The sequence below is a fragment of the Nocardioides pollutisoli genome, assembly GCF_040045055.1.
In the GTDB taxonomy this organism is placed as follows: domain Bacteria; phylum Actinomycetota; class Actinomycetes; order Propionibacteriales; family Nocardioidaceae; genus Nocardioides; species Nocardioides tweenelious.
This window is the reverse complement of record NZ_JBDZDU010000001.1, coordinates 3,445,411-3,466,728: the sequence shown is the minus strand read 5'-3', so window position 1 is coordinate 3,466,728 and position 21,318 is coordinate 3,445,411. Positions and strand designations below refer to the sequence as shown.

The 21,318-nt window shown below is 71.0% G+C and carries 19 protein-coding genes and 1 pseudogene; 11 read left to right on the top strand and 9 right to left on the bottom strand.

The window, feature by feature from the left end:
- Window positions 1–7 precede the first annotated feature (7 nt).
- The 4 genes from ABLE68_RS17035 to gcvT all read right to left on the bottom strand — a co-directional run bounded on the left by ABLE68_RS17035 (window position 8) and on the right by gcvT (window position 3,020).
- Window positions 8–1,081 (bottom strand): hypothetical protein, encoded by a 1,074-nt coding sequence (locus ABLE68_RS17035; protein WP_348872953.1) that lies wholly within the window; start codon window positions 1,079–1,081, stop codon window positions 8–10.
- A complete protein-coding gene (locus ABLE68_RS17030) occupies window positions 1,081–1,578 on the bottom strand; it encodes a SigE family RNA polymerase sigma factor (protein ID WP_348872952.1) in 498 nt (165 codons plus the stop codon). Before ABLE68_RS17030 ends, ABLE68_RS17035 begins: the two co-directional genes overlap by 1 nt.
- A gap of 78 nt (window positions 1,579–1,656) precedes the next feature.
- Window positions 1,657–1,914, bottom strand: a complete 258-nt coding sequence (locus ABLE68_RS17025; protein WP_348872951.1) for a hypothetical protein — start codon at window positions 1,912–1,914, stop codon at window positions 1,657–1,659.
- Window positions 1,915–1,916: 2 nt separating this feature from the next.
- Window positions 1,917–3,020 carry a glycine cleavage system aminomethyltransferase GcvT gene (gene gcvT / locus ABLE68_RS17020; protein WP_348872950.1) on the bottom strand — a complete coding sequence of 368 codons (1,104 nt, stop codon included), beginning with the start codon at window positions 3,018–3,020 and terminating at the stop codon, window positions 1,917–1,919.
- A gap of 117 nt (window positions 3,021–3,137) precedes the next feature.
- On the opposite strand from gcvT, the gene ABLE68_RS17015 reads away from it, so the two are divergent.
- On the top strand, window positions 3,138–4,637 hold the full coding sequence (locus ABLE68_RS17015; protein ID WP_348872949.1) for a leucyl aminopeptidase: 1,500 nt from the start codon (window positions 3,138–3,140) through the stop codon (window positions 4,635–4,637).
- 118 nt (window positions 4,638–4,755) lie between these two features.
- Window positions 4,756–5,064, top strand: a complete 309-nt coding sequence (locus ABLE68_RS17010) for a hypothetical protein (RefSeq protein WP_348872947.1) — start codon at window positions 4,756–4,758, stop codon at window positions 5,062–5,064.
- Between the two features lie 228 nt (window positions 5,065–5,292).
- Here the strand turns inward: ABLE68_RS17010 and ABLE68_RS17005 are convergent, their stop codons facing one another.
- Window positions 5,293–5,658, bottom strand: coding sequence for a hypothetical protein (locus ABLE68_RS17005; protein WP_348872946.1), 366 nt, complete (start codon window positions 5,656–5,658; stop codon window positions 5,293–5,295).
- Between the two features lie 80 nt (window positions 5,659–5,738).
- Between ABLE68_RS17005 and lpdA the strand changes: the two genes are divergently transcribed.
- Together lpdA and sucB are read left to right on the top strand one after the other, a co-directional pair.
- Window positions 5,739–7,118: a dihydrolipoyl dehydrogenase gene (gene lpdA / locus ABLE68_RS17000; RefSeq protein ID WP_348872945.1), complete on the top strand. Its 1,380-nt coding sequence runs from the start codon at window positions 5,739–5,741 to the stop codon at window positions 7,116–7,118.
- Window positions 7,119–7,172: 54 nt separating this feature from the next.
- The gene (sucB, locus tag ABLE68_RS16995) at window positions 7,173–8,972 is read left to right on the top strand and encodes a 2-oxoglutarate dehydrogenase, E2 component, dihydrolipoamide succinyltransferase (RefSeq protein WP_348872944.1); all 1,800 of its coding nucleotides are present in this window, start codon (window positions 7,173–7,175) and stop codon (window positions 8,970–8,972) included.
- Window positions 8,973–9,098: 126 nt separating this feature from the next.
- On the opposite strand, the gene ABLE68_RS16990 is transcribed toward sucB, so the two are convergent.
- A complete protein-coding gene (locus ABLE68_RS16990) occupies window positions 9,099–12,266 on the bottom strand; it encodes a response regulator (RefSeq protein ID WP_348872943.1) in 3,168 nt (1,055 codons plus the stop codon).
- An 83-nt stretch (window positions 12,267–12,349) separates the two neighbouring features.
- On the opposite strand from ABLE68_RS16990, the gene ABLE68_RS16985 reads away from it, so the two are divergent.
- Window positions 12,350–13,258, top strand: a complete 909-nt coding sequence (locus ABLE68_RS16985) for a TIGR01777 family oxidoreductase (RefSeq protein WP_348872942.1) — start codon at window positions 12,350–12,352, stop codon at window positions 13,256–13,258.
- Here the strand turns inward: ABLE68_RS16985 and ABLE68_RS16980 are convergent.
- The gene (locus ABLE68_RS16980) at window positions 13,242–13,721 is read right to left on the bottom strand and encodes a hypothetical protein (protein ID WP_348872941.1); all 480 of its coding nucleotides are present in this window, start codon (window positions 13,719–13,721) and stop codon (window positions 13,242–13,244) included. The genes ABLE68_RS16985 and ABLE68_RS16980 overlap by 17 nt on opposite strands.
- Before the next feature lie 59 nt (window positions 13,722–13,780).
- Between ABLE68_RS16980 and lipB the strand changes: the two are divergent.
- The 5 genes and pseudogenes from lipB to ABLE68_RS16955 form a co-directional block, all read left to right on the top strand.
- Window positions 13,781–14,503: pseudogene (gene lipB, locus ABLE68_RS16975) on the top strand (lipoyl(octanoyl) transferase LipB); the annotation flags it as partial.
- A 90-nt stretch (window positions 14,504–14,593) separates the two neighbouring features.
- Window positions 14,594–15,508, top strand: a complete 915-nt coding sequence (locus tag ABLE68_RS16970; RefSeq protein WP_348872940.1) for an ATP-binding cassette domain-containing protein — start codon at window positions 14,594–14,596, stop codon at window positions 15,506–15,508.
- Window positions 15,508–16,455 carry a hypothetical protein gene (locus ABLE68_RS16965; RefSeq protein WP_348872938.1) on the top strand — a complete coding sequence of 316 codons (948 nt, stop codon included), beginning with the start codon at window positions 15,508–15,510 and terminating at the stop codon, window positions 16,453–16,455. The genes ABLE68_RS16970 and ABLE68_RS16965 overlap by 1 nt, the downstream gene beginning before the upstream one ends.
- A gap of 34 nt (window positions 16,456–16,489) precedes the next feature.
- Window positions 16,490–17,431, top strand: coding sequence for a lipoyl synthase (gene lipA, locus ABLE68_RS16960; RefSeq protein ID WP_348872937.1), 942 nt, complete (start codon window positions 16,490–16,492; stop codon window positions 17,429–17,431).
- A gap of 44 nt (window positions 17,432–17,475) precedes the next feature.
- Window positions 17,476–18,195 carry a DUF4191 domain-containing protein gene (locus ABLE68_RS16955; RefSeq protein WP_348872936.1) on the top strand — a complete coding sequence of 240 codons (720 nt, stop codon included), beginning with the start codon at window positions 17,476–17,478 and terminating at the stop codon, window positions 18,193–18,195.
- Window positions 18,196–18,219: 24 nt separating this feature from the next.
- Here the strand turns inward: ABLE68_RS16955 and ABLE68_RS16950 are convergent, their stop codons facing one another.
- Both ABLE68_RS16950 and ABLE68_RS16945 read right to left on the bottom strand, forming a co-directional pair.
- Window positions 18,220–19,086 carry an SCO4651 family lipoprotein gene (locus ABLE68_RS16950; protein ID WP_348872934.1) on the bottom strand — a complete coding sequence of 289 codons (867 nt, stop codon included), beginning with the start codon at window positions 19,084–19,086 and terminating at the stop codon, window positions 18,220–18,222.
- An 85-nt stretch (window positions 19,087–19,171) separates the two neighbouring features.
- A complete protein-coding gene (locus ABLE68_RS16945) occupies window positions 19,172–19,579 on the bottom strand; it encodes an RDD family protein (RefSeq protein WP_348872933.1) in 408 nt (135 codons plus the stop codon).
- Between the two features lie 187 nt (window positions 19,580–19,766).
- Here ABLE68_RS16945 and glnA point away from each other — a divergent pair, with 187 nt between their 5' ends.
- On the top strand, window positions 19,767–21,191 hold the full coding sequence (gene glnA, locus ABLE68_RS16940; protein ID WP_348872931.1) for a type I glutamate--ammonia ligase: 1,425 nt from the start codon (window positions 19,767–19,769) through the stop codon (window positions 21,189–21,191).
- Window positions 21,192–21,318: the final 127 nt, after the last annotated feature.

Below are 21,318 nucleotides of genomic sequence, written 5' to 3'. Positions count from 1 at the left end.
CTGCTCGTCAGCTCCCGAGAATCGGCATTCCCTCGTTGGTCGACAGGGGTACGACGTCGGAGCAGCGCGCCGCGCCGAGCTCGCAGGTGCGCAGCACCACCAGAGGGTGGGGCGCGACGATGTCGCCCGAGTAGATGACCAGGTAGACCACCGAGTGGTTGTCGCCGAAGGTCGCGTCGATCGCGAAGTCGTCCGCCGCGAAGCCGGTCGGGAGCGACTTGCCCGAGCGGACGTCGTACAGGAGCGGCTTGAAGGGCGGGGTGCCGTCGTTCGCGGGCGACGACGACACGGCGTAGTAGCCACCCGGCGAGAGGATCGCGTCGATCCCCGGCCGTTTGTAGTCGACGCTGAAGAACGGCTGGACCATGTCGATGGACTTGCCCTCCTGGTAGACCTTCGTCGCGGACTCGACCTCGATCAGGCCGGAGCGGTCGAGCAGCACGGGCTCGCCGTTCGGCGGCGTCCAGCCGTAGTCGCCCGCGGGCGTCTCGTAGAAGACGTGGTCCTGGTCGATGGCGATGAGTCGCACCCCGCGCCCGACCGGCAGCTCGGCGAGCGTGGCACCCGCGACCGCGTCCCAGACGACGATGCGTCCGCCGTTGCCGACGGGTTCGATCCAGGCGGCCCAGCCCGTGCCGACGGACACCACGACGGGTACGCCGGCCGCCTTCGTCCCGATCAGCCGCTGCTCGCCCTGGGCGTCGACGAAGGCGACGTGGCCGGCGCGGTCGCCGTAGACCGCACCGCCGTTGACCTCGCCGAAGTCGGTGAGGTCGGGCACCGTGACCGTCACCTTGTCGAGGTGCAGCTTGCCGGCGGCGTACCACCCGACGTCGACGGGGTTGGTCGCGCGCGTGACCTTGGCCGGCCCGATGCCGTCGGGCTCGGCCGGAGGGCGGGTGCCGATCCAGGTCAGCCCGGCGACCACGACGACCGCGGCCGCGACGCTCGCGGCGACCACCCGACGGCGGCGCCGGCGCTGGGCGCGCGCCTCGTCGACCACACCTTGCAGCGGCGGGGCCAGCACGTCGATCGACTCGCTCGCCTTGCGGAAGATCTCCTCGGCCAGCAGCTCGGACATCACCCGATCACCTCCCGGAGCGCGGCCAGGTCGACGCTGGACAGCGCCCGTGAGACCCGGCTCTTCACGGTGCCGACGGGTACGTCGAGCACCTCGGCGACCTGGGCCTCGGAGAGGTCCGCGACGAACCGCAGCACCAGCACCTCGCGGTGCTCGGCCGACAGCCTCCGCAGCTCGGCCTCCAGCGCGTGGCGCAGGAGCACCAGGTCGGTGACCTGGTCGGGCTCGATCCGCTCGGGCAGCTCCCCCCTCGGCTGCTCGCCCCACCACCGCCGCCGACGGCTCTTGTGCCAGCAGTTGAGCACGGTGCGGTAGACGTAGGCGTCCACGTCGTCGGCCTTGCGGACCCGGTCCCACGACGCGTAGCAGCGGGCGAGCCCGGTCTGGACGACGTCCTCGGCCTCGTGCCGGGGGCAGCCGAGCAGGACCAGCGAGCGCACCAGGAAGGGCCAGCGCGCCGCCATGTAGGCGGCGAAGTCGGCGTCGTTCCTGGCCATGGGGTCATCCTTCTCGCGGAGGCCTTCACCGACCAGACCCCCGAGACCCCGAGAAAGGTTCCGTCCGCTCCGTGACGGTCAGGCGTGCAGCGACATCGGTCCGTAGACCTGCCGGTCGTGCTCGAAGAGCGTGACCGCGTCGACGCCCTCCGCCGCGAGGTCCGACCAGGTCTCACCGACCCACGACTCGGCGTCGGCCTGGCTCGCGAACCGCTGGTCGGCGAGGTCGCCGGTGACGGTCACCTCGATGCCGGCGGAGTTCTCCAGCCGCCACCACCAGGGCCGCTCGGCCGGGGTCGGCGGACGGAAGGTCGGGGGCTGCTCGGGGAGGTTCATGCTCAGGCCTCTCGCACGGACGGGTCGAGGAACGGCGGCTTCACGAGCTGGAAGATCTCGCGGCGCCCGCGGATGTCGACCCCGACCTCGGCCTCGGGGTTGACGAACGACGGCACCAGCGCGAGGCCGATGCCCTTGCGCAGGGTCGGCGAGAACGTGCCGGAGGTGACCTCGCCGAGGAGCACGTCGGGGGTCAGGCTGACGCTCATGTGCGGTCGCGGGATGCCCCGGCCGGTCGCGACCAGCCCGCGCAGGATCCGCTTCGGGCCGGCCTCGCGCTCCGCGAGCAGCACCTCGCGGCCCCAGAAGTCGTCCTTCTTCCAGCCGACCGCCCAGCCGACCCGGCCCTCGCTGGGCGTGACGTCGAGGGAGATGTCCTGGCCGTGGAGCGGGTAGCCCATCTCGGTGCGCAGGGTGTCGCGCGCGCCGAGCCCGCAGGGCAGCATGTCGAACTCCGCGCCGGCCTCGAGCAGCGCGTCCCAGAGGGCGACCGCGACGGCGTTCGGCGCGATCAGCTCGTAGCCGCGCTCGCCGGTGTAGCCGGTGCGGCAGACGACGACGTCGGCGCCCTCGAAGGGAGCGACCGCGAAGGACATGTAGTCGTGCCCGACCGGAAGGCCGAGCTTAGCGAGCACCTCGTCGGACTTCGTGCCCTGGACGGCCAGCACCGCGTGGTCGCGGTGCTCGTCGGTGACGGTGACGCCGTCCGGGGCGGCGGCCTGGAGCCGGCGTACGACCTCGGCGGTGTTGGCGGCGTTGGGGACCAGCAGCACCCGCTCGTCGGAGTGGAGGTAGGCGATCAGGTCGTCGACGATGCCGCCGGTCTCGTCGTCGCAGCAGAGCGTGTACTGCGCCTGGCCGGGAGCGATCCGGCCCAGGTCGTTGGACAGCGTGCGGTTGACGAAGTCGGCAGCGCCGGGCCCGGCCACGACCGCCTTGCCGAGGTGGCTCACGTCGAAGATGCCGACGGACTCGCGGACCGCGGTGTGCTCCTTCACCACGCCGGAGGGGTACTCCAGCGGCATCGACCAGCCACCGAAGGCGGCGAACTTGGCGCCGAGCGCCTCGTGCCGGTCGTGCAACGGTGAGCGCAGGAGGTCCGACATGGCGGCGAACTTACCGGAGACGCGACAGCGGATTCGGTGATGGTGGTCGAGCGAGCCGCGCGGCCGAGCTCGCGAGGACGCGACTGGCGTGCCGAGACCCCGGACTATCCTTCGCGGGTGACGACCTACACCTTGCGCAGCGCCAACCCCGCGAAGACCCGATGCGATGCGGTGGTCGTCGGGGTCGTCCAGACCGCCAAGGGACCCGAGATCGCCGACGGGGGCGGTGATGTCGCCGCGGCGTACGGCCGCAAGCTGCGCCCGCTGCTGTCGTCCCTGGGCGTGACCGGCAAGACCGGCGAGCTGCTCAAGGTCCCGACGTCGGGCGCCCTGTCCACTCCCCTGCTGGTGCTGGTCGGCCTGGGCAAGAAGCCCGATGCCTCCGCCGTACGCCGCGCCGCCGGCGTCGCCTCCCGCGCGGTCACCAACGCCGCGTCGGTCGCGCTCGCGCTGCCCGCTGACTCCCCCGACCTGGTCCGGGCCGTGACCGAGGGCCACCTGCTGGGCGGCTACACGTACACGGCGTACAAGAAGGACAGCGGCCCGAAGCGTCCTGGTGAGGTCGTCGTGCTCTCGTCGGTCGCGCGCCGCAAGGAGACGGTCGCGGCGTTCGAGGAGGCGCAGCTGGTCGCCCGCGCCGTCGCGACCACCCGCGACTGGGTCAACACGCCTCCCGGTGACCTCACCCCGCCGGCGTTCGCAGACGCCGTCGTCGCTGCGACCAAGGAGCTCACCAAGGGCCGCGGCGCCCCCAAGGTGGCGATCAAGGTCTACGACGAGGTCCAGCTCGCCGAGCTCGGCTGCGGCGGCATCCTCGGCGTCGGCGCCGGGTCGTCCGCTCCCCCGCGGCTGGTCGAGCTGACCTACGCGCCCAAGGACGCCAAGGTCCACCTCGCGCTGGTCGGCAAGGGCATCACCTTCGACTCCGGCGGCCTGACCATCAAGCCTGCGCAGAGCATGAACGAGATGAAGTCCGACATGGCCGGCGCCGCCGCGGTCGTCCAGGCGACGTTCGTGATCGCCTCGCTCGGGCTGCCGATCAAGGTCAGCACGTTCGCGCCGATGGCCGAGAACATGGTCTCCGGCTCGGCGACCCGCCCCGGCGACGTGCTCTCGATGTACGGCGGCACGACCGTCGAGATCAGCAACACCGACGCCGAGGGCCGCCTCGTGCTCGGCGACGCGCTCGTGCGGGCCACGGAGCAGAAGCCCGACGTGATCCTCGACGTCGCCACCCTGACCGGCCACATGGTCGTCGCGCTCGGCGACCGGGTCTCCGGCGTGATGGGCTCGCCGGAGGTCGTCGACGACGTCCTCGCCGCGGCCGCCGTCGCCGGCGAGGAGATGTGGCCGATGCCGATCCCCGAGGCGATGACCGACCGGATCCACAGCAGCAAGATCGCCGACCTCTCGCAGCACGACTGGGTCCGCTGGGGCGGCGGCCTCTTCGCCGCCGCGTTCCTCCGCGAGTTCACCGCCGGACTGCCCTGGGCGCACCTCGACATCGCCGGCCCGTCGTTCAACTCCGGCGCGGCCTGGGGCCACACCACCTCGGGCGGCACCGGGGTCGCGGTCGGCACGCTCGTCGACTACGCGCGGAAGCTCGCCGAGAGCTGACGCCTCGAGCGGCCCATCTGGATCATGCGCGGCGCCGGCCCGCGGCGACATGGTGGCCGTCAGTGACGCGCATCGTCATCCGGACGGAGCTGACGTCACCGACCTCTTGGGAGATCTGATGTCCGCTCACACCGACGAGGCTGCTGTCGGCACCTCCACGACCGATCTGCTCGCTCTCGCGGGATCGGTCCACACCTTCGAGTCCTTCGGCCGCGCGGTCGTCCAGTCGATCATCCAGGCATCGGCGCAGGAGTCGATCGCAGGCGGCGCCATCCCGGTGACGGCGTCGGTCACCCCACTGGTCCCGTCCACCTTCAAGGCCGGAGAGAAGGCGGCCGGAGAGGGAGCCGCCTCCCCGAGGCCGTGCTTCGAGATCGCCCTCGATCTGGGTGGCGGCTGGCCGACGACCATCAAGGTCTGTCCCTAGTCGGGGCAGCTACGAGAGCCGGGCGAACGTCTCCGCCGCCAGCACTGCGTGAACGCCTCGGTGCTGTCAGCCAGACCTAGAAATATCCGCACCGAGCCGGTTGTGACATCGCGACCTCAAAACATCTGCGCCGGCAGGACACCGGATGTCGAAGTGTGGTTGATCCGATGCACCAGGTGCATCGGATCAACCACACTTCGGTGAGTCAGTCCTCGCGGGTCGAGATTCCTACAGGCCCTGCTGCTTCTTGCGGCGGTTGTAGTCACGCATCCGCTGCGGGATGCCGACGACGGCGGCGTCGTACGACGGGATCTGGTGCTGGTTGCAGAACTCGTGCGCCCACTTCACGGACGGGACCCGGCGCCGGGTCCACTCGCCGTCGTGGGCGACGAGGAGCAGCGTGACGTCGCTGACCGCGGTGCGCGGCTCCACGAAGCCCTCGACGCCCCGACGTGCGGTGACCCACGTCTGCAGGTGCTCGAGGTCGACCGAGTCCGACGCTCGCACCCGGGTGGAACCGGTGCGGGCAGCGTCGCGCGCGGGGGCTCGCATCTTCGGCGAGGAGCCGCGGCGGAACCGGTCCAGGAATGCCATGGGTACCAGTGTGCCAAGTGACTGTTCAGTACGTCGGAGGTCGGTGTGGACACGTCATGGAGAAGTGCAAAGATGGTCGCGTGGCCGACACCGACTTCGACGTACTCATCCTCGGTGCTGGATCTGGCGGTTACGCCTGTGCGCTCCGCGCCGCCCAGCTGGGCCTGACGGTCGGGCTGGTCGAGAAGGGCCCGCTCGGCGGCACCTGCCTCCACGTCGGGTGCATCCCGACCAAGGCGTTGCTGCACGCGGCGGAGATCGCCGACCAGACGCGTGAGTCCGAGACCTTCGGGGTGCGGGCGAGCCTCGACGGCATCGACATGGCCGGCGTCAACGCCTACAAGGACGGGGTCGTCAGCCGGCTCTTCAAGGGCCTCACCGGCCTGATCAAGAGCCGCGGCATCACCGTGATCGAGGGCAGCGGCCGACTGACCGGGCCGAAGCAGGTCACGGTCGGCGACACGACGTACGCCGGCAAGCACGTCGTCCTCGCCTCGGGCTCCTACTCCCGCACGCTGCCCGGCCTCGAGATCGACGGCGAGCGGGTGATCACCTCGGAGCAGGCGCTCAAGCTCGACCGGGTGCCCGCGTCGGTCGTGGTGCTCGGCGGCGGCGTCATCGGCTGCGAGTTCGCCAGCGTGTGGCGCAGCTTCGGCGCCGAGGTGACGATCGTCGAGGCGCTCCCGCGGCTGATGGCGGCCGAGGACGAGGCGTCGTCCAAGGCTCTCGAGCGCGCCTTCCGCAAGCGCAAGATCACCTTCCGCACCGCCACGCCCTTCCAGAGCGTCAAGCACACCGACACCGGCGTCGCGGTCACCGTCGAGGGCGGCGACATCATCGAGGCCGAGCTGCTGCTCGTCGCCGTCGGTCGCGGCCCGACGACCGACGGGCTCGGCTACGACGAGCAGGGCGTCACGATGGACCGCGGGTTCGTCCTCACCGACGAGCGCCTGCGCACCAACCTCGAGGGCGTCTACGCCGTCGGCGACATCGTCCCGGGTCTCCAGCTCGCCCACCGCGGCTTCCAGCAGGGCATCTTCGTCGCCGAGGACATCGCCGGGCTGGCCCCGCAGCCGATCGACGAGGCCGGCATCCCCCGCGTGACCTACTCCCACCCCGAGCTGGCCTCGGTCGGGCTCGACGAGGCCAAGGCCACGGAGGTCTACGGCGCCGACGGCATCGAGACGCTCACCTACGACCTCGGCGGCAACGGCAAGAGCCAGATCCTCAAGACCCAGGGCTTCGTCAAGCTGGTCCGTCGCAAGGACGGCCCGGTGGTCGGCGTCCACATGGTCGGCGACCGCGTCGGCGAGCTCATCGGCGAGGCCCAGCTGATCTACAACTGGGAGGGCCACCCGGAGGACGTCGCTCCCTTGGTGCACGCCCACCCGACCCAGAACGAGGCTCTCGGCGAGGCGCACCTGGCGCTCGCCGGGAAGCCACTGCACGCGCACTCCTGATATCCAGTAACCAGACACTCAGCAGACACAGCAGATCCGAAGCGAAGGAAGTCCATGGCCACCGAAGTCACCCTGCCGGCACTCGGCGAGTCCGTCACCGAAGGCACCGTCACCCGCTGGCTCAAGCAGGTCGGCGACTCGGTGGCGGTCGACGAGCCGTTGCTGGAGGTCTCCACCGACAAGGTCGACACCGAGATCCCGTCCCCGGTGGCCGGCACCCTGCTCGAGATCAAGGCGCAGGAGGACGACACCGTCGAGGTCGGCGCGATCCTCGCGGTGATCGGTGACGAGGGTGAGTCGAGCGGCGAGTCGTCCGGTGGGTCCGAGGCGGCCGCTGAGCCGGAGCCCGAGCCGGAGCCCGAGCCTGAGCCGGAGGAGGAGAAGGCCACCGAGCCCGAGGCCGTCGAGGAGCCCTCCCCTGCTGGCGAGGAGGTCGAGAAGCCTGTCGCCGAAACGAAGCCGTCCGGTGGGTCCGGTACGTCGGTCACGCTGCCCGCGCTCGGCGAGTCGGTGACCGAGGGCACCGTCACCCGCTGGCTGAAGTCCGTCGGCGACGAGGTCGCCGTCGACGAGCCCCTGCTCGAGGTCTCCACCGACAAGGTCGACACCGAGATCCCGTCCCCGGTGGCCGGCACCCTGCTCGAGATCAAGGCCGAGGAGGACGAGACCGTCGAGGTCGGCGCCGAGCTGGCCGTGATCGGCTCCGCCGACGCCGCGCCCGCGCCGAAGGCCGAGGAGAAGGCCCCCGAGCCGGAGCCCGAGCCGGAGCCCGAGCCGGAGCCCGAGCCCGAGCCGGAGCCCGAGCCGGAGCCCGAGCCGGAGCCCGAGCCCGCCAAGGACCCCGAGCCCGCCCCGAAGGCCGAGGAGAAGAAGCCCGAGCCCGCCCCGGCTCCCGCAGCCCCGGCCGAGCCGGTCGGTGGTGGCGACGGTCCCGGCTACGTCACTCCCCTGGTCCGCAAGATGGCCGCCCAGCACGGCGTCGACCTGGCCGGCGTGACCGGCACCGGCGTCGGTGGTCGGATCCGCAAGCAGGACGTCCTCGACGCCGCCAAGGCCCAGCAGCAGCCCGCTGCGGCTGCCCCGGCGGCGGCCGCTCCGGCCGCCTCGGGTGGCGCGGGACCCGTGCCGATCACCCCGTCGCCGCTGCGCGGGACCACGGAGAAGATGTCGCGGCTGCGCAAGATCATCGCGTCGCGGATGGTGGAGTCGCTGCAGACCAGCGCCCAGCTCACCCAGGTGGTCGAGGTCGACATGACCAACATCGCCCGGCTCCGCGCGTCGGTGAAGGACGACTTCCTGGCCCGCGAGGGCGTGAAGCTGTCCTACCTGCCGTTCTTCGCGAAGGCGGCGATCGACTCGCTCAAGCAGCACCCGTCGCTCAACGCCACGATCGACACCGAGGCCGGCGAGGTCACCTACTACGACCGGGAGAACGTCGCCTTCGCCGTCGACACCGAGCGCGGCCTGCTGACGCCGGTCGTCAAGGACGCGGGCGACCTCTCGATCGCGGGCCTGGCCAAGAAGATCGCCGACGTCGCGCAGCGCACCCGCACCAACAAGATCGGTCCGGACGAGCTCTCGGGCGGCACCTTCACGATCACCAACCTGGGCAGCGTCGGCGCGTTGTGGGACACCCCGATCATCAACAAGCCGCAGGTCGCGATCCTCGGCCCGGGCACGATCGTCAAGCGCGCTGTCGTGATCGACGACCCCAACCTGGGCGAGACGATCGCCGTGCGCCACATGGTCTATCTCGCGCTGACCTACGACCACCAGCTGGTCGACGGTGCCGACGCAGGTCGGTTCCTCGCGGAGGTCAAGCAGCGCCTGGAGGCTGGTCAGTTCGAGGTCTGAGCGCCGTCACCGCGACGAAGGAGCGGGGACGCTGCGCGAAGAGGTTGAGGGCCTGGGGCAGTCCCGAACGAAGTGAGGGGCTGCCCACCGGGTGTCTCGAAACCCGGTGAGCGGGCACGGCAACCATCACTCCAGCCAGGCGCGGGCTCGGTCGAGCTCGGCGACGGCGGCGGTGACGGCGACACCCAGCGACGCGAGCGCGTCCGGGTCGGGGAGCTCCCCGACCCGGGCGCGCTCTTCGATCTTCTGGCAGAGCACGGCGAGGTCGACCAGGCCGACGTTGAGGGCACTCCCCCGCAGACGGTGAGCGCGCTCGGCGGCGACCGGCGCGTCTCCGGCCGTGACGGCGTCCCGCAGCTCGGCCAGCGTGCGGTCCGCGCCGTCGCCGAACCGCCCGATGATCTTCAGCACCAGCTCCGCGTCGAAGCCGTCCTCGACCAGCTCGCGCAGCCGCTTCTCCGAGGCCGAGACGGGAGCCGCAGCGTCCGCCGACGCCGTCGGTGCGCTGCGACCCGACGGCAGCCACCGGTCGAGCGTCGACTCCAGCACCGCCGGCACGACCGGCTTGGACACGAAGTCGTCCATCCCGGCGTCGCGGCAGCGTTGCCGCTCGTCGGCGGTCGCGGACGCCGTCATCGCGATGATCGGGACCGTGGCGGGTGAGCCACCCATCGCCCGGATCGCGCGGGTCGCGTCGAAGCCGTCCATGACGGGCATCTGGCAATCCATCAGGACCGCGTCGAACCCCTCGGGCTCGTCGGCGAGCATGGCGATCGCCACCGCGCCGTTCTCCGCCAGGACGAGGTCGAACCCCAGCCCGCGCAGGATGCCGGTCGCGACCAGCTGGTTGACCGCGTTGTCCTCGACGACGAGCAGGCGGCCGCGGATCTCCCCGGTCGGCGGCGCGTCGACCACCGTCGAGGCCGGGTCCTCGTCGGCGTACCGACCACCCAGCACGGCGAGCTCGTCGAGCAGCGACGAGGCGAGCACCGGCTTGGCGATGAACCCGTCGATCCCGGCGGCCTCGAGCCACTCCGGGCTCGGCTCCAGCCCGGAGGACAGCAGGGCCAGCCGGGTGCCGCGGTGGCGCGACTCGGCGCGGATCAGGCGAGCCAGCTCCTCGCCGTCGGTCGTCGGCATCATGTAGTCGAGCAGTGCGACGTCGTAGCGGTGACCGTGGCGCACCGAGGCGTCGAGCTCGATCAGGGCGTCGTACGCCGACTCGACGGTCGTCACGTCGACCGACCAGGCGGTGAGCTGCTCGTCGAGGATGAAGCGGTTGGTGGCGTTGTCGTCGACGACCAGCACCCGGAGCCCTGCGACCGAGTCCCGCCGGGCCGTCTGCGGTTGCGGTCCGGTGGCGGTCCCGAACGGCACCGTGAACCAGAACGTGCTGCCGCTGCCCTCCTCGCTCCTCACGCCGATCGTGCCGCCCATCGCCTCGACGATCCTCTTGCTGATCGCCAGGCCGAGCCCGGTGCCGCCGTACTCGCGCGTGGTCGAGCTGTCGCCCTGCGTGAAGGCCGAGAACAGCCGGCGCTGGACGTCGGGGGTGATCCCGATCCCGGTGTCGCTGACCTCGATCCGCACGGTCGACCCGGCCCCGCTCGCCCGGACGACGACCTCGCCGGCCTGGGTGAACTTGACGGCGTTGGAGAGCAGGTTGGTGACGACCTGGCCGAAGCGCACGGGGTCGCCGGTGACCATCGGCGGGAGGTTGTCGACGCTCGAGACGAGCAGCTCGAGGTCCTTCGCGACCGCGCGCTCGGAGACCAGGCTGACGCTCTGCTCCACGATGGTCCGCGGGTCGAACTCGATCTCCTCCAGGTCGAGGCGCCCAGCCTCGACCTTCGAGAGGTCGAGGATGTCGTTGACCAGGGAGAGCAGCGACCGGCCCGCCTGGTCGACGCCCTGGGAGAGCCGCCGCTGGTGGGGCGAGAGCTCCGTGCGGTTGAGCAGCTCGCTGAGCCCGATCACGCCGTTGAGCGGAGTGCGGATCTCGTGGCTCATCGTGGCGAGGAAGTCCGACTTCGCCCGGGACGCCGCGAGCGCCTCGTCGCGGGCCGTCGCCAGCTCGCGGTCGGCCTCCTCGCGCTCGGCGACGCTCGCGAGCAGGTTGAGCATCTGGTGGAAGATCGCGAGCTCGTACGCGCGGGGCGGCATGGCGGACCTCGTGTCCGAGACGATCACGCAGGCGAGCCGGTCGCCGACCAGGGCCGGGCCAGCGACGACGTAGATGCCGTCGTCGCGGAGCCGCTGGACGGTGAGGTGGTCGGCAGCGACCTCCTCGGCCAGCCGCCGGGCGAAGGCGAGCTCGGGCTCGGCGTACTCGCGCCAACCGGCGTCGAAGTGGACCAGCGCCCCGTCGTTGTCGCGGTCCGGCGCGGACACGACGATCGCCGGCCACTGGGTGTAGGGACGCACGATCGTGTCGGACGCGAGCAGCGCGTCCTGGAGCGTGCGGGCCTCGTTGGCGGCACCGGCCATCGCGCTCAGGAAGGCGAGCCCCTGCTCGGCCTCCTTGGTCTCGGTGACGTCCTGCACCGTGCCGCTGAGCCGGACGAGCTCTCCGTCGTCGTCGAAGGCCACCCGACCCTGGATCCGCACCCACCGGGTCGGTTCGCCGACCGGACGGTCGAGGCGCGCGTCCACGTCGACCGGCTTGCCGGCCGCGACCATCTCGACGTACGCCGTGCGCACCGCCTGGCGGTCGTCCGGGTGGAGCAGACCCGCAAAGGACTCGACGGTCGGCGGGATCGACCCGGGATCGACCCCGAGGACCTCGTAGAGCTCGTCGGACCAGTGCAGGACGTCTTCGGACATCAGCCGCTCCCAGCTGCCGATGTGCGAGATCGACTGCGCCTCCGCGAGCTCGCGCTCGCGGCGCTCGAGCGCCAGGAGCTCGGCCCGCTGCTCGCTGTGGTCACGGACCCGGTGCAGCCAGCCGCGGTGCTCGCCGGCGCCGTCGACGATCGGGGCGTGGCTGACCAACGCCCAGAACTGGCTGCCGTCGCGTCGGACCAGCAAGCACTCGAGGTCTGCACCGGCCTCCCTCGCGGTCCGCAACCGCTCGAGGTGAGCCAGGAACTGCGTGCGCCCGTCCTCGTCGAGCGCCTCGACGGCCGGGAATCCCACGACCTCGTCCTCGGCGAGCCCGAGCAGGTCGGCGAGCCGCCGGTTGGCCCACGTCGTGATGCCCGCGTCGTCGAGCACCCAGAGCCCGTCCGGGGCCGCCTGGAGGATCCAGTCTGACGGCGAACCGACGCTTGCTGCGTCGCCTGGGCCCGGAACCATGCACTGATGGTCCTCCATCTGGGCCGTGGGTCAACGACCACGCGCCTACGACACGGGTTGGCGTGGCGTGGTTGTGTGGGGACATGACAGGTCTCCAGATCGTGATGGCTGGTGCGTCCGGGTTCCTCGGCAGCCATCTCACGACGCAGCTCACCGCCCGAGGCCACGCCGTCGTGGCGCTGACCAGGCGGCCGACGTCCGCGCCCGACGAGTCGACCTGGGACCCGTACGCCGGGGTCTACGACCGCGACGTCATCGCGCGCGCCGACGTCGTCGTCAACCTCGCGGGCACGCCCACGATCGGCAACCCGCACTCGAAGCGCTGGGCGCGCGAGCTGCGCGAGAGCCGGGTGACGACCACCCGCGTGCTGGCCCAGGCGATCGCCGACAGCGAGCGCACGCCGGCGTACCTCGCGGGCAACGCCATCGCGTGGTACGGCGACCACGGCCAGGAGGTCGTCACCGAGCAGTCGGGGAGCTCCGGCGACAGCCTGCTCACCGAGGTCACCCGGGACTGGCAGGACGCCGCGCAGCCGGCCGTCGACGCGGGCGCCCGGGTCTGCTTCCTGCGGACCGCTCCGGTCATGGACCGCCGGTCCGCCCCGCTGAAGCAGCTGACCCTGCTCACCAAGCTCGGGCTGGCGACCCGCCTCGGCGACGGCCGCCAGCGGATGGCGATGATCTCGCTGCGCGACTGGGTCGGCGCCGCCGTGCACCTCGCCGAGCACGACTCGGTCTCCGGACCGGTCAACCTCTGCTGCCCGGAGACCCCGACGAACGGCGAGTTCACCGACGCGCTCGCCCGCGCGGTCGACCGCAAGGCCTTCCTGGTGGCGCCGTCGTTCGCGATCAAGGCCGGCGCGGGCCCGATGGCGCCCGAGGTGCTCGGCTCGATCAACCTGCGGCCGACCGTGCTCGAGGAGTCGGGCTTCGAGTTCGCGGACCGCACCGTCCACGAGGTCGTGCGCACCGGGATCAGCTCACTGGGCTGACCGCGTCGACCCGCCACTCCCCCGCCACCCGCGCCAGCGCGACGACGCGGGTCGAGACATGGTCCTCCGGCAGCGGACGCCGTACGCCGCCCCCGACCGCGACCCCTCTCGCCAGCCGGTCGGTCACGACGAGCACCACCCGGTCGGCGGTCCAGACCCGCACCCGCACCGCGACCAGCTGCATCTCCAGGTCCTCGACCCGCAGCCCGCGCGCCGACCACGCCCGCAGCATCGCCCGGTCCGCGCGACCCGCGGCCGACCCGGTGCCGTAGAGCTCCCGCAGCCGGCTCGGCTCGCCGCTCGCCCAGGCCTCGGCCCGCCGGTCGTCCCACGCGCGCAGCAGCGCGACGGCCGCCACGTCGGTGCGGTGCGGCGCCTGCGCGCGGCTAGGCAGGAGCAGGAGCGCAGCGCCGACCACGACGGCGGTCACGGTCGCGGCGACGAGCAGGAGGCGGATCGGCACAGGAGCCTCCTACCCGCCGGGGCGGGCACGTCGGCGGTTGTCCACAGGCCCGGCGTACGCTCGACCGCGTGAAGTACGAGCACGTCGGGACCGTCGACTACCTCGCCGCGTGGGACCTCCAGCGCGAGGTGCACCAGCGCGTCGCCGACGGCGACCAGCCCGACACGGTGCTCCTGCTCGAGCACCCCGCGGTCTTCACCGCCGGCAAGCGCACGCAGCCGGAGGACCGGCCGGCCGACCCGGCGGGCGCGCCCGTGATCGACGTCGACCGCGGCGGCACGATCACCTTCCACGGCCCCGGCCAGCTGGTGGGCTACCCGATCGTCGCGCTGCCCGAGCACGTCCTGGTCGTCGACTACGTGCGCCGCGTCGAGGAGGCCCTGATCCAGGTCTGCGCCGACCTCGGCGTCACGACCGCCCGCGTGCCCGGCCGCAGCGGCGTCTGGCTGCGCGCCGACGACCGCGGCCCGGAGCGCAAGATCGCCGCGCTCGGCATCCGCGTCAGCCGCGGCGTCACGATGCACGGCTTCTCGCTCAACTGCGACGTCGACCTCGGCTGGTTCGACCGGTTCGTGCCCTGCAGCATCGCCGACGCCGGCGTCACCTCCCTGAGCCGCGAGCTCGGCCGCGACGTGAGGGTCGCCGAGGTCATCCCGACTGTCGAACGCCACCTGAGCGACTACCTCGCCTGGGCGCCGTACGACGCCACGCCGGACTACGACGCGCGGCCCGACCCGGCGAAGCGCCCCCGGATCGAGCTGCTCACCCCGAGTCGACCCTGATCTATCCCTGATCCCGGGCGAGTTCTGCCGAGCCCCCAACCTTTTGGGTGCTTGGGTCGTCAGACACGTACCGACCCGGGGAGGACGTGCATGACCGATCTCGTGATCGAGACCGCCAGCTTGCGCAAGGAGTTCCGCACCAGACGGGGGGTGCGGGTCGCCGTCGACGGACTGGACCTCGCGGTCCCGGCCGGCGGGGTGCACGGCTTCCTCGGGCCGAACGGCTCCGGCAAGACCACCACGATCCGGATGCTGCTCGGCCTCGCCCGCGCCAGCGAGGGGACGATGCGGCTCTTCGGCCAACCCGTCCCCCACCAGCTGCCGTCGGTGATCGACCGGATCGGCGCCGTGGTCGAAAGCCCGAAGTTCTCGCCCAGCTTCAGCGGGCGGCAGAACCTCACGCTGCTGGCCCGCTCCATCGGCGTACCCACCACGCGCGTCGCCGCGGCGGTCGAGACCGTGGGCCTGACCGACCGCGACAAGGACCGCTACAAGTCCTACTCGCTCGGCATGAAGCAGCGGCTCGCGATCGCGGCCACGCTGCTCAAGGAGCCCGACCTGCTGATCCTCGACGAGCCGACCAACGGGCTCGACCCTGCCGGCATCCGCGAGATCCGCGACACGATCCGCGACCTCGGCGAGTCCGGCGTGACGGTGCTGCTCAGCTCGCACATCCTCGCGGAGGTCCAGCAGGTCTGCACGTCCGCCACGATCATCGGCAACGGCCGGATGCTCGCCTCCGGGCGGGTCGACGACCTGATCGGCACGAGCACGTCCTACCGTGTGGCGGCGGCCGACCCCGACGCCGTACGCCGCGTGCTGACCGACGCCGGCTTCACGGTCGCCGAGCACGACCTGCTCGTCGAGACCGACCGGCCGGCCGACGTCACCCAGGCGCTCGGCGCCGCCGGCATCTGGCTCACCGAGCTGACTCCCGTGCGGGCCGACCTCGAGAGCGTCTTCCTCCAGCTGACCGCCGGCGACCAGATGGGCGGTGGTCAGTGATGTTGCGACTCGTCCGGGTCGAGCTGACCCGCCTGCGCTGGCGCCGAGCAGTCATGCTCCTGCTGATCGCCGCCGTCGTCATCCCGGCGGTCGTCGCGGCCGTGACCCTCTGGAACACCCGGCAGGTCTCCGACGCCGAGATCGCCGGCGTCGCCCGCGACAACGCCAGCGAGATCGCCCGCTGCGAGAAGAAGCCGCACCGCTACGGCCTCGAGGACGCCGACGGCTGCCAGGCCCAGATCGTCGGCTGGTACGTCGGCCGCCAGCCGCTCAGCCTCCAGGAACAGCGCCACGAGAACACCGGGCTCGGCGTCGCGACGATCCTCGCGGCGCTGCTGCTCCTGGTCGGCACCACCTTCGTCGGCCACGACTGGAACACCGGCTCGATGAGCAACCAGCTGCTCTTCGAGCCACGGCGCGGCCGGATCTGGGCGGCGAAGGCGATCGTGGTCACCGGGGTCTCGGCCGTGCTCGGCGCGATCGTGTTCTCGGCGTACTGGCTGGCGCTCTGGGCCGTCGCCGACTCCCGCGGCCTGCCGGCGAGCCACGCCGAGCTCCTCGACTGCCTCCAGCTCGGCTGGCGGGGTGCTGCCTTCGCCGCGTGCGCCGCCCTCGGTGGCTACGCGATGACGATGCTCTTCCGCAGCACGGTCGCCACCCTCGGCGTGCTCCTCGCGGTCGCACTGGCCGGCGGCATCGTGATCGCCGCGCTCGGGATCGGCGAGCGGTGGCAGCCGCAGGTCAACCTGTCGGCCGTGGTCGAGAACGGCGCGACCTATTACGTCGACCCGCCCCAGTCGTGCTTCAACGGGGCGCCGCCGGAGGGCGTCGACTGCAGCGGCGAGCGGCACCTCGACCTCGCCCCTGCGGCCGGCTACTGGGGCATCGCGCTGGTGCTCGTGGGAGCCGTGTCGGTGGTGTCGTTCCGGCGGCGAGACGTGCCCTGATCCGCGCTGGGCGACCGGCGTACAGTTGGGCCACGTGACGCAAGCTCCCGCCCCAGAAGGACGCAAGCTGCTCCGACTCGAAGTGCGCAACGCGGAGACCCCGATCGAGCGCAAGCCGGAGTGGATCAAGACCCGGGCCAAGATGGGCCCCGAATACCAGCACCTCCAGAGCCTGGTGAAGTCCGAGGGACTCCACACGGTGTGCCAGGAGGCTGGTTGTCCCAACATCTTCGAGTGCTGGGAGGACCGCGAGGCGACCTTCCTCATCGGCGGTGACCAGTGCACCCGCCGGTGCGACTTCTGCCAGATCGACACCGGCAAGCCGCAGCCGCTCGACCGCGACGAGCCGCGCCGGGTCGCCGAGTCGGTCCAGAAGATGGAGCTGCGCTACGCGACCATCACCGGCGTCGCGCGCGACGACCTCGAGGACGGCGGCGCCTGGCTGTACGCCGAGACCGTGCGCGCCATCCACGAGCTCAACCCCGGCACCGGGGTCGAGAACCTGATCCCCGACTTCAACGGCAAGCCCGACCTGCTGCGCGAGGTCTTCGAGTCGCGGCCCGAGGTGCTCGCGCACAACGTCGAGACGGTGCCGCGGATCTTCAAGCGGATCCGCCCGGCGTTCCGCTACGAGCGCTCCCTCGACGTGATCACCCAGGCCCGCGACTTCGGCCTGGTGACCAAGTCCAACCTGATCCTGGGCATGGGTGAGACCCGCGAGGAGATCCACCAGGCGCTCGTCGACCTGCACGCGGCCGGCTGCGAGCTGATCACGATCACGCAGTACCTCCGCCCCTCCGCGCGGCACCACCCCGTCGAGCGCTGGGTGAAGCCCGAGGAGTTCGTCGAGATGGCCGCCGAGGCCGAGGAGATCGGCTTCTCCGGGGTACTCTCCGGTCCGCTCGTGCGTTCGTCCTACCGCGCCGGTCGGTTGTACCGTCAGGCGATGGACGCGCGCGCGGACGCGACCGTCTGACCCCCACCAGCGAACCACCGAGAACGAACGAGGCAGCACAGAAGATGGCGAAGGACCCCAAGCCCGTCGACCCGGCCGAGATGAGTCGCCGGAGCCAGTTCGTCGAGACCTTCCGGATGGCCCGCAAGTCCGATCCCCTGCTGCCCCTGTGGCTGCTCGGCACGTTCGTGCTCGCTGCCGGCGTCGGCTTCACGGTCTTCTGGGTGCTGCCGGGCTCCGGCCCGATCGGCACCATCATCGCCGTCGTCGGCGGGTTGCTGGTCGGCACGCTGCTGACGATGATCGTCTTCGGCCGTCGCGCGCAGAAGGCGGCGTACACGCAGATGGAGGGCCAGATCGGCTCGGCCGCCGCTGCGCTGCGGATGCTCCGCGGCCGCCAGTGGAAGACCGACCCGGTGATCGCCTTCACCAAGCAGCAGGACGTCGTCCACCGGGTCGTCGGACCCCCCGGCATCGTGCTGGTCGGCGAGGGCAACCCCAACCGGCTGCGCCAGCTGATGTCGGGCGAGCGCCGCAAGCACGAGCGCGTCGTCGCCGACGTGCCGATCCACGAGGTGCTGTGCGGCAACGACGCGGGTCAGGTGCCGCTGCCCAAGCTGGTCCGCCACGTCCAGAAGCTCGGCCGCAAGGTCAAGCCCGCGGAGATGACCGACATCCTCAACCGGCTCAAGGCGCTCGACGCCAACCGGTCTGCCGTCCCGATGCCGAAGGGCCCGGTGCCGACCAGCATGAAGGGCATGCGGCAGAACATGCGGGGCCGCTAGGCCCCGCATGCCACCCGCCTCGGCTCACACGCCCGAGGCGGACCCGCCCGAGTCGGTCATGCCCGGCATGTCGGGCATCTTCGTGACCTGGTCGGCCGGCGGCGCCTCGATCGAGACGTCCTTGTCCCAGTCGGAGAGCTCGGTGGTCGTCGAGCCGATCGAGCCCATGTCGAGGGTCAGCTTGGTGAGCCGGTGCTGGTCGTCGAGCCAGATGTCGTAGGCGAAGCTCTTCGGCAGGCCCGCGGCACCGCCCGCCCCGGTGGAGCCGAGCTCCTTCAGCAGCGACGCCGGGTCGACGGTCGCCTTGTAGTGGTCGAGCGACTGCCCGTCGACGTCCTCCTGCCCGACGTACGTGACGGAGTCGAGGCCCTTCTCGAGGAGGTCCATCGACGACTTCGGGTCGAGCTGGGAGCCGAGGGCGCCGAAGGGGCTGTCCTTGGCGTTGAGGTCGAGCTTCCAGAACTTGTCGTCACTGAGCTGGCCGAGGTTCATGTACATCACCCCGTCGACCAGCACGGCCTTGAGGTCGCCGCCGAGGCTGTCGGAGCTGAGCGTCATCGACGTGGCCGGGCTGTCGCCCGTGTAGTCGACGTCGCCCTCCCCCGTCATCCCGCCGGTCATGCCGGCCTTGCTCTCGAGGGTGACGTGGGCGGTCGTGATGTTCTCGAAGCCCGAGGCCATGAGGGCGGTGAAGTCGGCCGGCGTGACGGAGTCGCCCGCCTGGACGTCGGACGCGGTCTCGCTCGGGCTGCTGCTGGGGGTCGAGCTCGAGGCGCCGGCGGGGTCTGCAGCCGTGTCGCTGCCCGAGTCACCGCAGGCGACGAGCCCGGTCATCGCCAGCGAGGAGAGTGCGGCGGCGGCGAGCGAGCGGCGGATGTTCAAGGTGGTCACGGGAGTGCCTTTCCGAGATCGATGGTGTCCCCAGCATGTCCCGGGGGTGGTTGCCTCACACCCACCCGGTGGGGCCATTGCGCTGCTACGAGCGTTGAGTCGCGACCTGAAGGGTGACGGTCGCCGAACCGGCCGCGATGTCGTGCAGGCCGCGCCGGTCGGGGCGGAAGACCAGGGGCGGGATGACGAGCGCGACCAGGATCGCCCGGGCGAGCGAGGGCAGCAGGTCGATCCGTCCGCCGTCGGCCACCCGGACCACGCGCAGGCGGGTGGCCATCTTGCCGAAGGAGCCGCCGACCGTGCTGGTGAGGATCGCGGACTCCAGGACGAAGACGGCGAGCGTGTAGAAGCTGCCCGGGCCCCCCGTCGTACCGAACACGGGGTAGAAGATGCTCACCACCAGCAGGCAGGCGAACCAGTCGACCAGCAGGGCGATGACGCGCCGCCCCCACGAGGCGGTCTCCCAGCCGGTGTCCCCCGCGAATCCACTCACCGCGCCAGCCTAGGACGCGTGCGTGGGAGGTCCGCTGGCGGGACACCTGTTACATCGGAGAAACAAAGCCGATACGGTCCAGAAACGGCCCGTACGTAGTTTCGGGCTGGTCCGGCGCAGCGCCGCACCGGGCCTCCACTCGCTCAGAATGTGGGCTGGCGCGGTCTCGCGCAGCCAAGGAGGACGAATGTTCCAGAACAGCGACGAGCTGCTCAAGTACGTCAAGGACGAAGGCGTCGAGATGGTCGACGTCCGCTTCTGCGACCTGCCCGGCGTCATGCAGCACTTCACGGTCCCGGTGTCGTCGTTCGACCAGTCGGTCTTCGACGACGGCCTGAACTTCGACGGCTCCTCGATCCGCGGCTTCCAGGCCATCCACGAGTCCGACATGTCGCTGTTCCCGGACCCGACCACGGCGTACATCGACCCCTTCCGCAGCGCGAAGACGCTGGTCGTCAACTTCTTCATCCACGACCCGCTGACCGGTGAGGCCTACTCCCGCGACCCGCGCAACATCGCCCGCAAGGCGATGGCCTACCTCTCGACGACCGGCATCGGCGACACGGCGTACTTCGCGCCGGAGGCCGAGTTCTACGTCTTCGACAACGTGCGCTTCGAGACCAAGCAGAACGCCGGCTACTACGAGATCAACTCGTCGGCCGGCGCCTGGAACACCGGTGACTCGTTCGAGAACGACAACCGCGGCTACAAGGTGAAGTACAAGGGTGGCTACTTCCCGGTCGCCCCGACCGACCACTTCGGCGAGCTCCGCGACGAGATGGTCATCGAGCTCGAGAAGTCGGGCCTCCAGGTCGAGCGCGCCCACCACGAGGTGGGCACCGCCGGCCAGGCCGAGATCAACTACCGCTTCGACGAGCTGCTCAAGGCGGCCGACGACGTGATGAAGTTCAAGTACATCATCAAGAACACGGCCTGGCGCAACGGCAAGACCGCGACCTTCATGCCGAAGCCGATCTTCGGTGACAACGGCTCGGGCATGCACGTGCACCAGTCGATCTGGAACGACGGCTCGCCCCTCTTCTACGACGAGACCGGCTATGGCGGGCTCTCCGACATGGCCCGCTACTACATCGGCGGCATCCTGAAGCACGCCCCGTCGCTGCTGGCCTTCACCAACCCGACGGTGAACTCCTACCACCGCCTGGTCCCCGGCTTCGAGGCCCCGATCTCGCTGGTCTACTCGCAGCGCAACCGCTCGGCCTGCGTCCGGATCCCGATCACGGGCTCCAACCCGAAGGCCAAGCGCATCGAGTTCCGCTGCCCCGACCCGTCGGCCAACCCCTACCTCGCCTTCTCGGCGCTGCTGCTGGCCGGCCTCGACGGCATCAAGAACAAGATCGAGCCCTCGGCCCCGATCGACAAGGACATCTACGAGCTCCCGCCGGACGAGATGGCCGACATCGACCAGGTCCCGACCTCGCTGAACGCCGTGCTCGACTCGCTCGAGTCGGACCACGAGTTCCTGACGGCCGGCAACGTCTTCACGCCCGACCTGATCGAGACCTGGATCGAGTACAAGCGCCAGAACGAGATCCTGCCCGTGCAGATGCGCCCGCACCCGCACGAGTTCGAGCTCTACTACGACATCTGATCCGGGCGGGCCGCCGACCTGCTGAACTGTGCCGGAAAACGGCCTCTGGCCTGCGAAAGCGCCTCCGGGAGCATCGCAGCGTTTGGGGCCGTTTTTCGGCATACGTGGGACATCCGTGGGACCAGCG

Coding starts and splice junctions, on each gene's coding strand:
- ABLE68_RS17030 (WP_348872952.1), bottom strand. CDS start 1,578: ATGGCCAGGAACGACGCCGACTTCGCCGCCTACATGGCGGCGCGCTGG.
- glnA (WP_348872931.1), top strand. CDS start 19,767: ATGTTCCAGAACAGCGACGAGCTGCTCAAGTACGTCAAGGACGAAGGC.
- ABLE68_RS16965 (WP_348872938.1), top strand. CDS start 15,508: ATGTTGCGACTCGTCCGGGTCGAGCTGACCCGCCTGCGCTGGCGCCGA.
- gcvT (WP_348872950.1), bottom strand. CDS start 3,020: ATGTCGGACCTCCTGCGCTCACCGTTGCACGACCGGCACGAGGCGCTC.
- ABLE68_RS16985 (WP_348872942.1), top strand. CDS start 12,350: ATGACAGGTCTCCAGATCGTGATGGCTGGTGCGTCCGGGTTCCTCGGC.
- ABLE68_RS17025 (WP_348872951.1), bottom strand. CDS start 1,914: ATGAACCTCCCCGAGCAGCCCCCGACCTTCCGTCCGCCGACCCCGGCC.
- ABLE68_RS16955 (WP_348872936.1), top strand. CDS start 17,476: ATGGCGAAGGACCCCAAGCCCGTCGACCCGGCCGAGATGAGTCGCCGG.
- ABLE68_RS17005 (WP_348872946.1), bottom strand. CDS start 5,658: ATGGCATTCCTGGACCGGTTCCGCCGCGGCTCCTCGCCGAAGATGCGA.
- ABLE68_RS16970 (WP_348872940.1), top strand. CDS start 14,594: ATGACCGATCTCGTGATCGAGACCGCCAGCTTGCGCAAGGAGTTCCGC.
- ABLE68_RS16990 (WP_348872943.1), bottom strand. CDS start 12,266: ATGGTTCCGGGCCCAGGCGACGCAGCAAGCGTCGGTTCGCCGTCAGAC.
- ABLE68_RS17035 (WP_348872953.1), bottom strand. CDS start 1,081: ATGTCCGAGCTGCTGGCCGAGGAGATCTTCCGCAAGGCGAGCGAGTCG.
- ABLE68_RS17010 (WP_348872947.1), top strand. CDS start 4,756: ATGTCCGCTCACACCGACGAGGCTGCTGTCGGCACCTCCACGACCGAT.
- sucB (WP_348872944.1), top strand. CDS start 7,173: ATGGCCACCGAAGTCACCCTGCCGGCACTCGGCGAGTCCGTCACCGAA.